A 13,092-nucleotide genomic window follows, 5' to 3' on the forward strand; every position below is an offset into this window, starting at 1 on the left:
TTGAATCAACTTCCTGTTATTCATAACGAATCAAAATAGCCCAGGCATCCTCACCGGTATGAGTTTGAATAATGGAGCCTGTCTCTAAGACAGAAATTTCTTTTGAGACGTACTCTTGTAATTGACTCTTCATTTCATTTGCAAAATCTGCCGTTCCTGAATAGGAAATACCAATCTCGGCTACTTTTTTATCTGCTAGAGTTGCCGTGAACTCTTCCAGCCATTTTTTAAAGGTCTTATTGCCTCGTCCCTTGACAATCGGAGTTAGCTGATGGTCTTTCATTTCCATGATGACACGGATATTGAGTAGGCTACTCAACATCCCTTGAACACGTCCAATACGACCACCCTTGACTAGATTTTCTAGGGTTGATACACCGATGTATAATTCCGTTTTTTCTTTGACTGCTTCAATAGCTGCAAGGATTTCTTCTTTGCTGGCACCAGCTTGTGCCATGCGTGCTGCTTCTACAACTTGGAATTTTTCAGCCTGATCTGTAAAGCTTGAATCAAGTATTGTCACATCAGCACCAGAAAGGGTTGCACCTTGTCTAGCAGCTTCTACTGTCCCTGATAAGGCATGCGACAAGAGAATGGCAATAATCTGACTGCCGTCTTTAGCCAATTCAGCAAAAGTTTCCGCAAAGAGTCCTACTGGGGGCTGACTTGTTTTTGGCAAGTTTTTTGACCCACGCATGAGCTCCAAGAATTCTCCTTCTTTTAAATCGTTGTCAGAGTATACGACTCCGTCAACCATTACAGATAATGGAACAACTGTTATATTCAATTCTTCGACCAAACTGGGTTCGATAGTCGTACTTGAATCCGTAACAATCTTAATCTTTGACATATTTCATCCTACAATTCTCTTCAATTTTGCCATCTATTATAACAAATTTTGACTAAAAAATAAACTTTGGACATAAGCAAAAAGGCTAGTCACCTAACCTTTTTCTACTAATTCTTTTGCTTGATTACGGGCTGCATCTGTGATTTTGTCACCGGCTAACATCTTGGCAATTTCCTCAATACGCTCTTCTTTGGTCAAGAGACGGACACGAGAAACGGTTGAATGTTCGTCGGATATTTTCTCAATAAAGAACTGATAATCTGCAATAGCAATGACTTGTGGTAGATGGGAAATCGCCAATACTTGTCCATATTGTCCGATTTTGTAAATTTTCTGGGCAATTGCCTGGGCCACACGTCCAGATACCCCTGTATCCACCTCATCAAAGACAATAGAAGTTTTACCTTCTTTACGGGCAAAGGCTGACTTAATGGCCAACATCAACCGAGACAATTCTCCTCCAGAAGCCACCTTAACCAGAGGCTTGAAGTCTTCACCTGGGTTGGTGGAGATGTAAAATTCTACCGTTTCATTTCCTTCTCGATTAAATTTTCCTTTGGTAAATCGAACTTGGAAACGAGCTTTCTCCATATACAAGTCTTGCAATTCTTGGCGGATAATATCTTCTAAAACAACAGCCAATTCATGGCGTGATTGGCTGAGCTGACCTGCTCGTTCAACCAATTCTTTCTCTAAGTTTTTAAGCTGAACTTCCAAATCATCTCCAGATAAATCATTCCCTGTCAATAGATTGTATTCTTCGCTGATTTTACTAAAATAGTCCAAAACATCATCGACAGTTCCACCATATTTCTTCGTAATGGTATTGAGCAAATCCAGACGACTTTCCAATTGCAAGAGACGATTGCCATCAAAGTCTAGATTGTCCACCACATCACTGAGACGCTTGGTCACATCTTCAACGACATAATAAGCTTCTGTCAGGCTAGAAGAGAGCTGTTTGTAGTCTGGATCAAATTCTTCCAGACTTTGCAAGTCACTCATAGCTGAGCGTAGGTTGTTCAAGCTTGAAAAATCTTCATTGTCTAATAGTGCATAGGCATTGGTCAGTGTATCTGCAATTTGTTTGTGGTTGAGCAGTTTATCGCGTTCTTGATTGAGTTGAATATCTTCGCCAGACTTCAAATCTGCTGCTTCGATTTCAGCAATTTGGTATTCCAACATCTCAATCCGCGCCTTGTGTTCTTGCTCATTTTTTTGCTTTTCAAGAACTCGTTTACGAAGACTACGATAGGCATCAAAGGTTGTCTGATAACGGTCTTTAAGACTCCAAAATTCATCTTCTCCGAAACTGTCCAAAAGACGGATATGGTGCTGGGATTTCATCAATTCTTCCTGGTCATGTTGACCATGAATATCTACTAAATATTGCCCAATCTGTTTCAAGACAGATAAATTGACCATTTGTCCATTGACACGGCTGACCGAACGGCCATTTTGTAGGATTTCACGACGGATAATGAGTTCGTCAGCTACTTCAATCCCCTGTTCAAGTAAAATCTGCTCAAGAGCTCTGCTATTTTCAAAGGAAAAAAGCCCTTCAATCTCAGCCTTGGCGGCCCCATGTCTGATAACATCTGTCGTCGCACGCGCCCCTAGCATCAGGTTCATGGCATCAATGATAATGGATTTACCTGCACCTGTTTCACCAGATAGGATGGTCATCCCGTTTTCAAAATTCAGTGATACCTGCTCAATAATGGCGAAGTTTTTAATGGACACTTCTAGTAACATGGCTACCACCCTCTAACCGTCTGTTCGATTTGCGAAATAATACCTTCGTTTGTAACAATGAGCAGAATACTGTCATCATCAGCAATCACTGAAAAAACATGTTCTTGAAATTGTTCCAAAATCTGGCGTTTTACCACAGCAGAACTTCCGGGTACCAGACGGAGATTAATCATTTTATCCATCACTGAGACTTCAAAAACATTCTGCGATTTTACCTTAACAAGACCTGCCTTTGGTAAACCGTAAATATATCCCTTATCTGCTGATGGAACCTTAATAATGCCAAGTTCCTTGATATCACGTGAAACCGTTGCTTGTGTCGCATTGACACCCATTGCTTCTAGACGTTCAACAATTTCTTCCTGTGTATCAATAGGAAATCGGACTACCAAATCTTTAATGACTTCTAATCGTTCTCGTTTATTCATCCTTTTTAAATTCCTCATGTGCTTGATAGACTGTAGTTGTTATGACCTCTTTATCAATCTGGTTTGGTTGTGTTGATTTTTCTAAGTGCGCTAAAAATTCGATATTGCCATGACCGCCTTGAACAGGGGAAAAGCTAAGGGCTTTGACTGAGAATCCTGTTTCCACGGCCATTTTTGTCACATCTTCCAATACTTTCAAGTGAACAGATTTATCTTTGACAATGCCATTTTTCCCAATCTGTTCACGTCCAGCCTCGAATTGAGGTTTGACAAGGGCAACAACCTGGCCGCCCTCCGCTAAAATACGATGGAGTGCTGGTAAAATCAGACTCAATGAGATAAAGCTGACGTCAATGGACGCAAAACTTGGTTGACCAAGTTCGAAATCTCCCAACTCAGCATAGCGGAAATTGTACTGTTCCATGCTGATCACACGCTCATCCTGACGTAATTTCCAAGCGAGTTGATTGGTCCCTACATCCACTGCATAGACCTGCTTGGCACCAGCCTGCAACATAACATCCGTAAATCCGCCTGTCGAAGCCCCAATATCAATCGTTGTTTGCCCCTCAACTGATAATTGGAAAACCTGCAAGGCTTTCTCCAATTTGAGACCACCACGGCTGACATACTTGAGTTTTTCTCCCTTGAGTTTGAGTTCAATTCCCTCATCAATCTTCTCGCCGGGTTTATCATAGCGTTCGCCATTGATCACCGACACAACCAGTCCCGCCATAACACCGCGCTTGGCCTGCTCCCGCGTCTCGAAAAGCCCCTGTTTATAAGCTAGTACATCTACTCTTTCCTTAGCCATTGATTCGTAAACTTTCTATGATTTCTTTGATTTTTTCTGTTGAAAATGGGACTTGTTTAGCCACTTGATCTAGCTCGTTGATTGCTTGATTCAAGCTATCTTCTAGAAATACTTTTGAGGCTTCCAATCCCATCAGAGCAGGGTAGGTAGACTTCTCAGCCACTACATCTTTTTGGGGAGTTTTTCCGATTTCCTCAAAAGTGGCTGTCACATCTAAAATATCATCCCGAACTTGAAAGGCTAGACCAACTAATTGACCTGCTTGTCGCAAATGGTTGATTACCGCATTCGATTGTCCTGCAATCAAACCTGCTGCTACAAAGGGAAAGGTCAATAATTTCCCTGTCTTATTGGCATGAATGGCTTGTAATTGCTCTAAGGTCTGATTCTGCCCTTCACCAGCCATATCCAATACTTGACCAGCAACCATTCCAAAGGTCCCAGATGCCTGGGAAAGCTCTCTCACGAGAGCAAGGATGGTCTCAGCTGGTAAATCAACTTGGGCTAGGAAACCAAATGGATCTAGGAAAAGACTGTCTCCTGCTAAAATAGCTGTTGCTTCATCGTAGACCTTGTGGTTGGTCAAGCGACCACGACGGTAATCATCATTATCCATAGCAGGCAAATCGTCATGAATGAGACTGCCTGTATGAATGAACTCAAGACAGGCTGCCACTTGATAATGAGCTTGTTTTAATTCCACTCCAAAAGACTCCAAGAGAGTCAAGAGGAGCAAGGGGCGAATTCGTTTGCCACCAGCTTGGAGTGAATAGAGAACGGATTGGTTGAGGCGTTCTGCTACCTGAGGTTCATAAAAACCTGCCATGGTTTCCTCAAGTTGCTGCAATTTACTGGCTACCATTAGTCCATCTCCGCTTCACTGCCATCTGCCTGCATGACCTTGACCAAGGTCTTTTCAGCTTCTGTTAGTGTCTTTTGTAGGTCTTTCGATAGGACCATTCCCTTTTGAAACTCAGCAAGTGCTTCTTCCAGAGCCACATCGCCTCGCTCCAATTTGGTTACGATTCCTTCTAATTCAGCTAAGTTTTCTTCAAATGTTTTCGTCTGTTTGGACATGATTTACCTCCACATCAAGTTGACCATCTTTCATTTGAATGGTCAGTTGTTCTCCCTTTTGTATCTTTTCTACACTATCAATCACCCGACCATCTTGACGAATCATGGCGTAGCCACGGGCCACGATGCGACTGGTATCCAGCATAGTCAAGGCCTCAATCAGCTTATCTGCCTTGGCCATCTTATTATCATAGATATTGGCCATGTTGCTCTTCAAGAGTCGTTCCTGCTGGATAATTCTCTCTTGGAAACTCTCTACTTTACGACCTGGATGCACACCTTGTAATCGTTGCTGTAGTAGGAGACTAGCCTGTTTCTGCTGGCTATATAGTTCTTTCATCCGTGTCTGCAATTGATTGGTCAAGCGGTCTAATTTTTGTAAATAACCATCATACAGGCGTTCAGGCTGGCGGAACATGACTGACTGGCTAATCTTATCAAGCTGACCTCTCAGGAATTTCAAACGATTGGTCATGGCCTGATAGGCTCTATTTTCCTGCTGATTGAGGTAGCCCAGTAAGTCTGCCTTGGTCACAGGTGTTGCTAATTCTGCGGCAGCTGTTGGGGTAGCAGCTCGTTTATCTGCTACAAAATCAGCCAAGGTCGTATCGGTTTCATGCCCAACACTTGAGATAATAGGAATTCTGGATTCAAAAATTGCCCGAACCACAATTTCCTCATTGAATGCCCAAAGGTCTTCGATAGAACCACCACCACGACCAACAATCAGAACATCCAAGTCATCCCGTTCATTGGCTCTTTGAATATTGGCAACAACCTCCTGAGCAGCACCATCTCCTTGAACCTTGGTCGGATAGAGAATAATTTCTACCCCTGGAAAACGTCGGCTAACGGTTGTAATAATATCCTGAATAACAGCTCCACTCGGACTGGTAATGACACCGATTTTCTTGGTAAACCGTGGCAGTTCCTGCTTAAACTCCTGTTTAAATAAACCTTCCTGTGTCAGGGCTTGTTTGAGCTGTTCAAACTTGATAGCCAAGGCTCCAATACCATCTGGCTCAGCTTTTTCAATGACAATGGAATAAGAACCATTTGGTTCATAGAGCTGAATGCGCCCGATGACATTGATTTTCATTCCCTCTTCAAGCTCAAAGCCCAGATTCTTATAGACGCCTGCCCACATGGTGGCTTGGATGACAGCCTTGTCATCCTTAAGCGAAAAATATTGATGGCTAGGGCGTTTACGGAAGTTGGACACTTGACCTGTCAAATACACCTTTTCCAAATACGGATCGCGGTCAAACTTTAATTTTAAATACTTAGTTAGATGACTAACCGATAAATATTCAACCATGTCCACTCCTTCTATATTGTATCCCTACTATTATACCAAATTTTGCACTTTTATACAGAACTAGGCCTATTATTTCCGATAGCTTTCCTGTGTTTTTTTCAACAATTTGCTATATAATAGTTTGTAAGAATATAAGAACCTGGATTCACAGTCTAATGCGTAAAAACACTTTACTTGTGAATACGGGTTCTAAGAATCATTATGCAGATTCTAAGGAGATTTATATGAAAATTGATGATTTACGAAAAAGTTCTAATATTGAGGACCGCAGGGGACAATCCAGTTCTAACTCATCTTTCTCGTCTGGTTCATCTGGCGGAAATGTCCTATTGGGACTACTCTTTTCACGACTTGGTTGGAAAGGAAAACTACTTGTTCTTGTCCTTTTATTAGCCTTCGGAGGCATGTCAAACCTTGGTGGGTTGCTTTCCCCATCAACAGGGACTAATCCTTACCAATCGAGTCAAGTCACAACGACTGGTACAGATGTGTCTGATGCAGATGCTGAATTCATGAGTAAGGTGTTAGGATCGACAGAAGATTTTTGGGCCCAAGAATTTAAAGCCAATGGTTTAACCTACAATGCACCGACTATGGTTTTCTATACTAACCAGACCCAAACCGGGTGTGGAGTTGGTTCCGCCCAAGCCGGTCCATTCTATTGCTCTGCTGACCGCAAGATTTATATTGATACTTCTTTCTATCAAGAATTATCTAGCAAATATAAGGCTGCTGGTGACTTTGCCATGGCTTATGTCATCGCTCATGAAGTTGGTCACCATGTTCAAAATGAATTAGAAGTTCTTGGGGCTTACCATCAAAAACGGGCTCGACTATCCGATAAGGAAGGCAATGCGCTAAATGTTCGCCTAGAATTGCAAGCTGACTATTATGCAGGAGCCTGGGCCAAATATGTTGATGGACAAGGCATCTTGGATGCTGGTGATATTGACGAAGCTATGAATGCTGCCCATGCAGTTGGTGACGATACTCTTCAACAGGAAGCCTACGGCCGTACTGTTCCAGACAGTTTTACCCACGGCACTTCTGAGCAAAGGAAAAAATGGTTTAATCTCGGTTATACCTATGGTGACCTTGCTCACGCCGATACATTCTCCGTAGAGAACCCTTAACCTCTACGCTATCAATAAAAGCTCCTGTAAAATTGCAGGAGCTTTTATCAATACAGTCTACTCATACAGCCGAGATTGACTGCCGATCTATTTTTTACGTCCAGTTAATTCTCTGGTACGATGTTGTTTTTTATGCTCTTTGTGTGAGTGACGGTTCTTTTTCGAACGATCTTTCTTTCGTTCTTTGCCTTCTTTCTCTTTCTTCTCTTTAGGAACCTTATCTGTTCGTGGCGCTACTACTTCTAATCCCGCAGCAGAAGCAATTTGATCACCATAAATATAGTGAGTATACTTATTGAAATTCTTTATCACTGCGATGAGAGAGAAGGGCTTTTCTGATTGCTTTTCTATTTCTGTCTCTATTTTGTAAGTGACAGTCTGCACATCTCTGCGGTGGTCTCGAAAGAAAATTTTGGAGAAACGATTTTCGTCCTTCCATTTATTAAATATAGCATTACCCATAAGCCCTGCAGACCAGCCCCATTGTGCATCAAATTCTCCCTTTCCATTTTCAAATGCCCTATACTCATCCCCACCAGCACCTTCTGACTTATAGTGATTTAAAATATCCGCATTACTTTGATCCACTAACTTAGTTAGTTTTAAGCCATCTGGAAGGATAAAATAGTATCCGCCAATCGATTCATAGAATGCCCATTCTCCAGCTTTGAAAGTCACTTCCCACTCAATTTTTTTATCGGTTACGGAAGTTGTTTTTATCAAAACAGATTGCTGTAATTGAAATGGTTTACCTGGATAGTTCGTATCTTGAATATAGGCTGGTTGTTTCTCATTCGGCAATTCTGGAGTAACAGGAAGGGATTCCATATCCAAATTATGTTCAGCTGACCTTACAGCACGCGGTGTAAATTCAGAAAGGGTTGAATCCTCAGCCTTTGGTTCTGGGGTTGCTTCAGCCTTTGGCTCAGAAATGACATTCTCAACTTCCTCTAGGTTAGAAGACTGGTTTGGAACTTCATCATCTAGAATTTCTCCATTCTCAGCTTCTTTTGTGGCTTGCTCTTCAACCGTCAACGGCTGTTCTTCTAGCATTTGGTTAGAATCTATCGTCACAAGGCTTGCATCGGTTGATGCCTCCGTATCCGCCTTGATATGTGATACATTCGCAGTTATTGTAACACCTAATAGGGCACTGCTTACTAGTAATCCAGCTATCATTTTTGTTTTTTTCATAAAATACTTTAACCTCTCTTCATTAATTATTTTCGGCAATTTTCCTTCCAAAATCTATCCTGCTATTTGATACGACCGTTTCTTTTTCCAGCAGATTTTCTTCTCGTATTCGTCCATGCAGGATCCCCATATAGATTGGAAAGAGAAAAATTAAACTATACTTCGCATGGCATAGTAAGGCAAGCCCTACTAATTCTGGAATAATGATTAGAAAAATATTCGGATGTCTTACGGTTTGAAATAGCCAATGATGGATAGGATGGTAGGTTTCTCCGAATAGTTGCCCAACTGTCCACTTGTCTCCTAAAATTCTTCTCAGATAATATAAGGTTGCCATCGCAGAAAATAACATCACGAACCCCAATCCACTAAACCAGTCAAATAGGGGCTGTTTTATTAGTGCTTCACATAAGCATGAAAAGTAAAATACCATATGTGCAACTAACCGCCATTTGACATTGTGGATGCTGTCTTCTATTCCACCAGTAAGCACTGTTTTCTCTTCATTTTCAAGAGCTATTCGCAAACAATATAGCCTCAGCAAAACAACCAAACCGACTGAAAAAATAATCATGATAATCCCTCCTTCTACTATTGAATTACAGACTTAGTATATCAAGTCAATCCATTTTCACCCTGCCCATATTCTATTTTTTATTTATTTTTGTTGGTTGATTCGTGGAGTGACCCTAGCTGATGCCAAATCAAAAAAATTCCTGAGTCAGTACATTCAAACTCAGGAATTTTTTATGATTTTCATACTTGGTAGCTACGATTGCTAATTTAAAAGAAATTACTCTTCTTTCTTTTTGTTTTTAAATACATACACAAAAGTTGAAAGAGTGGCCAGGGCTGCTCCTAACCAAGTTAAGCTACCACCTGCTTCTCCAGTATTTGGCAAAGTCTCTTTGCTCTTCTGAGGTTTCTTACCATCTGACATTTCATCCATTGGCTGTTTGACCGCTGGTGATGTTGTTTTTGACCCTTGTGACTCGGGTTTCATCTTCTCAGAAGGATTATCCGTTTTTTGAGATTCTTTTGCCATCTGATCTTCTTGTTTTGGCTTAGCCATTTTCTGAATATCAGATTTTTCTTTTTCAGATTCTTTAGGAACCTCAATCTTAGGAGTTTCAGTTTGTGGAATCTCTTTTTTCGGAGCTTCTTCTTTCGGAGTCTCTACTTTTGGTTGTTCTAACTTTGGTGTATCCTGTTTTGGATTATCTACCTTAGGCATTTTCTCCTCAGGAATAACCATCTCTGGTTGTTCCTTCTTAGGAACTTCTGGCTGTGGCATGTCCATATGTGACTTCTCGTTAGTAACTTTAACATCTACCAGAGCAATATCATACGAATGATCATCATAGATGACCTTCACATTTACCCCATATTGCCCTTCTACTAGCGGAACTTCTCCAACAACTTCTTTTGTAATTGGACCAGCTTCTTGAGGAACTGTGACAGCATCTAAGATTTTTTTCTCCGCAACTTCTTTTGAGGTTCCTACTGGATACGCTACCCAGTCAACCATTGAAACAATCGGTTCATAAAGTTCATCCTTAGTCTTGTTGGGCACCATTTCTTCTTTCTTTGGACTTTCAGGTGCTGGACTTGGTGCTGGTGTGTCTGGCATTTCCGGTACACGTGGTTGCTCTGGTGCTGGAGTCGGTGGCACTACCTCTGGTGTTTCTGGTACACGAGGCATCTCTGGTCCCTCTGGAGATGAAGTCTCTGGTTTCATAGGAGCTTGCGGTTGCTCTGACTCTGACGTCGGTGGCACTACCTCTGGTTGTTCCATTTTAGGTGTTTCGCTCTTAGGAACTTCTGGCTGTGACATATCTGGTACTTCTGGAGTTTTAGGTTGTTCTGGTTCTGGAGCAGGAGATGGCATTTCTGGACTTTGTGGCATGACCTTCGGCTGCATTTCTTCTACTTTTGGTTCAACCTTTGGCATCTCAGACATACGAGGTTGCTCTGGACTTCGAGGCATATCTTCATTCGGTTTGTCAGTCTGGTTAGATGTCACATGAACATCAACTAAAGTGACATCGTACGACTTATCATCGTAAATGACCTTTACATTTACTCCGTATTGCCCTGCTGCCAATGGAACGTCCCCAACGATTTCTTTTTTAGTTTCTCCTGCTTCTTTAGGAACCATTACTGCATCAAGAATTTTCTTCTCTGCTTCTTCCTTCGAAGTTCCTACAGGATAAACCACCCATTTGTCTGTTTGGACAATTGGCTCATAGATCTCATCTTTGGTTTTATTTGGCGGCATGTCTTCTTTCTTAGGACTTTCAGGAGATGGACTTGGTGCTGGTACTTCTGGTTGTTCTGGTACAGAAGGCATCTTCGGTTGTTCTGGTGTTCCAGGCTTCTCTGTTTCCGATACCTTCGGATCAACCATCGGTTTTTCTGGAGTAGATGGTGATTTAGGTGTTTCGGGTTGTTGTTGTTTTGTCATAACCGGTACCAAAAGTAATGGCAGGTCATTGGAAATTTTTAACTCCAAATCAATGACTTCATCAGGATTTCTTGCAAAAGCCCAGCCAACAAAAGTATATCCTGGCGCTGGAATAACTCGTTCATTGGCTCCAACTCTCTTAAAAAATTCGCCAAATGTTTCTCCGGTAATGCCTTCTTCTGAAAATCTTCCTTTATCAATACGATGCGTAGCTCCTATATCAAGTGCACCATTTCCCCCCTCTTGAAAAATAAATTCAACTCTAGGCAACGCTGGCTTAGCTATAGTATTACTTTCAGACGTTTTTCCTGTTCCTTTAACATTGAATATCCGCCCTGCGGCAGTGACCGTATCGTATCTAAAACTTTTCATCACGGCAATAAAAGGAAAGGTTGATTGTGAATCTACAGTCACTTTAGCAGTAAACTGATAATTTATCTTACCAGTTCCTTTTATGTTATCAATAAAATAGATATCAGAAAAGTTTTCTTTCCATTTCTCCAATTCCATACTGCCTACTTTTCCAGCAGACCAGCCCCATTGAGAATTAAAACTACGCTCGAGATTCAAAGGTTCTTCTTTTTTACTAAATATACGAAAAGGGTTCCCCTCGCCGTTTTCTGGATAATTAACGTTCTTAGGAAATTGTTCCAATAAATTTTCACTCGGTTTCGTTCCCTCAACTATCTTTGTCAATTTTAAGCCTTGAGGTATAATAAAGTAAACCCCACCACTGTGATGATTAAAAGACCATTTCGCTGTATCAAACTCCACTTTCCATGTAATTTCAGCATTGTTAATTCCCTCAGAAACTTGATTTATCGATACAGATTTTTTGAAGTACTCCTGATCACCAAAAAAAGAACTTCTATTAGTTGCCTGAATCAACGGTCCATCTTCAACTTTTAAAGTAGAATCTTCCTTCTCCTCCCCCTCTACTACGTTTTTCGATTCTGATAATGAAACCAGCTCTTCATTTGAAACTAGTTCCAAATCTACATTTTCTTTTTTATCTTCCTCTTCTTTCAAAGAAGACTCAGCATTAGTTGAAGGATTATTATCTGCAACCATAACCGCTTCCTCCAATACTGGAGATGGACTATTTTCAGATGTCACGGAAATCTCTTCACTATTTGACTTTGGCGCTTCGGTCACAGCTACTTCTGTAAGCTCTGTCCCTTCTGCTTTGACCAATGATGTTGGATAAAGTAATAAACCACCCAATACCGTTGTACTTAATAATAAGCCTGATATTACTTTTTGCTTGCTCATAATTTGCTCCTTTTAAAAAAACGCATAATCTTTATAAAATACCTGTTTTCAAACTGGAAATTACCCTACTATTCTAAATGCACAGCCTTCCTTTGGTCAGTAGTAATTCCTAAAAAACGATATTTAAACTAAATTAATGTAACCACTAGAATGATTTCTCGTAAAGTTCTATCTTTGTCTCTCTCTGCACACTTCACTCCAACATTTCACCAGCAGACTCTACCTTACCATTAGGAATAATGACTTCCTTCAATAAGATATTTTCTTCATGGATACGTCTGTACAGTACAACCATATAGATTGGGAATAGGATGATAAAGCTGTACTTGGCGTGGCATAACAGAGATAAGCCTAGCAATTCGGGGATAATGTTTAAGAAATAATTTGGATGTTTTACTGTTCTAAAAAGCCAATGATCAATAAATCGATGGTTCTTTACCAACATCAATTTAACAGTCCAAATATCTCCTAAAATCCTTGTAACCCAGCATAGCATCATCATCGAAAAGAATAATACTGCTAGACCAAGTACACTCAAACCGTCAAAACTAGCTTGTTTTAACACTGCCTCACTCAAACATGATAAGTAAAAGACAATGTGGACGACTGTTAGTAATTTTGTATTTTGCACACCGTATTCAGAACCACCATTTGCTAAAATCTGCTGTTCATTTTTTAGCGAAATTTTCAAAAAATACAATCTCAGTACAAAAACACTAATAACCCAAAAGACAATCATAATGTCCTTCCCTTCTCTTTGCAAATTCACAGAGTTCTTACCCTGTGG

12 protein-coding genes are annotated in these 13,092 nt (G+C 40.8%); 1 reads left to right on the top strand and 11 read right to left on the bottom strand.

All coding sequences use genetic code 11. The features are described 5' to 3' along the window. Positions 1-16: 16 nt before the first annotated feature. The 7 genes from ODU46_RS01975 to xseA all read right to left on the bottom strand — a co-directional run bounded on the left by ODU46_RS01975 (position 17) and on the right by xseA (position 6,242). Positions 17-850, bottom strand: coding sequence for a DegV family protein (locus ODU46_RS01975; protein WP_044756727.1), 834 nt, complete (start codon positions 848-850; stop codon positions 17-19). Positions 851-943: 93 nt separating this feature from the next. After that, a complete protein-coding gene (gene recN, locus ODU46_RS01980; protein WP_002942943.1) occupies positions 944-2,605 on the bottom strand; it encodes a DNA repair protein RecN in 1,662 nt (553 codons plus the stop codon). A gap of 2 nt (positions 2,606-2,607) precedes the next feature. Further along, positions 2,608-3,033, bottom strand: a complete 426-nt coding sequence (locus ODU46_RS01985; protein ID WP_002936261.1) for an arginine repressor — start codon at positions 3,031-3,033, stop codon at positions 2,608-2,610. Further along, positions 3,026-3,847 carry a TlyA family RNA methyltransferase gene (locus tag ODU46_RS01990; protein WP_044683494.1) on the bottom strand — a complete coding sequence of 274 codons (822 nt, stop codon included), beginning with the start codon at positions 3,845-3,847 and terminating at the stop codon, positions 3,026-3,028. Before ODU46_RS01990 ends, ODU46_RS01985 begins: the two co-directional genes overlap by 8 nt. Continuing rightward, positions 3,840-4,709 carry a polyprenyl synthetase family protein gene (locus ODU46_RS01995; protein WP_398579162.1) on the bottom strand — a complete coding sequence of 290 codons (870 nt, stop codon included), beginning with the start codon at positions 4,707-4,709 and terminating at the stop codon, positions 3,840-3,842. Before ODU46_RS01995 ends, ODU46_RS01990 begins: the two co-directional genes overlap by 8 nt. Continuing rightward, positions 4,709-4,924 (bottom strand): exodeoxyribonuclease VII small subunit, encoded by a 216-nt coding sequence (locus ODU46_RS02000; RefSeq protein ID WP_205013756.1) that lies wholly within the window; start codon positions 4,922-4,924, stop codon positions 4,709-4,711. Before ODU46_RS02000 ends, ODU46_RS01995 begins: the two co-directional genes overlap by 1 nt. Continuing rightward, complete coding sequence (gene xseA / locus ODU46_RS02005) at positions 4,899-6,242, bottom strand: exodeoxyribonuclease VII large subunit (RefSeq protein WP_336372710.1); 1,344 nt, start codon at positions 6,240-6,242, stop codon at positions 4,899-4,901. Before xseA ends, ODU46_RS02000 begins: the two co-directional genes overlap by 26 nt. Before the next feature lie 224 nt (positions 6,243-6,466). On the opposite strand from xseA, the gene ODU46_RS02010 reads away from it, so the two are divergent. Beyond that, positions 6,467-7,375, top strand: a complete 909-nt coding sequence (locus ODU46_RS02010; RefSeq protein WP_105154390.1) for a neutral zinc metallopeptidase — start codon at positions 6,467-6,469, stop codon at positions 7,373-7,375. Positions 7,376-7,462: 87 nt separating this feature from the next. On the opposite strand, the gene ODU46_RS02015 is transcribed toward ODU46_RS02010, so the two are convergent. From ODU46_RS02015 to ODU46_RS02030, 4 genes are all read right to left on the bottom strand, one after another. Next, positions 7,463-8,620, bottom strand: a complete 1,158-nt coding sequence (locus ODU46_RS02015; protein WP_398579163.1) for a hypothetical protein — start codon at positions 8,618-8,620, stop codon at positions 7,463-7,465. Further along, on the bottom strand, positions 8,592-9,143 hold the full coding sequence (locus tag ODU46_RS02020; RefSeq protein WP_253214744.1) for an isoprenylcysteine carboxylmethyltransferase family protein: 552 nt from the start codon (positions 9,141-9,143) through the stop codon (positions 8,592-8,594). The genes ODU46_RS02015 and ODU46_RS02020 overlap by 29 nt, the downstream gene beginning before the upstream one ends. A gap of 219 nt (positions 9,144-9,362) precedes the next feature. Next, positions 9,363-12,305, bottom strand: a complete 2,943-nt coding sequence (locus tag ODU46_RS02025) for an LPXTG cell wall anchor domain-containing protein (protein WP_398579164.1) — start codon at positions 12,303-12,305, stop codon at positions 9,363-9,365. Between the two features lie 193 nt (positions 12,306-12,498). Next, a complete protein-coding gene (locus ODU46_RS02030) occupies positions 12,499-13,044 on the bottom strand; it encodes an isoprenylcysteine carboxyl methyltransferase family protein (protein ID WP_024385029.1) in 546 nt (181 codons plus the stop codon). Positions 13,045-13,092 lie beyond the last annotated feature (48 nt).

The organism is Streptococcus sp. 2020WUSS089 (assembly GCF_044427405.1).
Lineage (GTDB): Bacteria > Bacillota > Bacilli > Lactobacillales > Streptococcaceae > Streptococcus > Streptococcus hashimotonensis.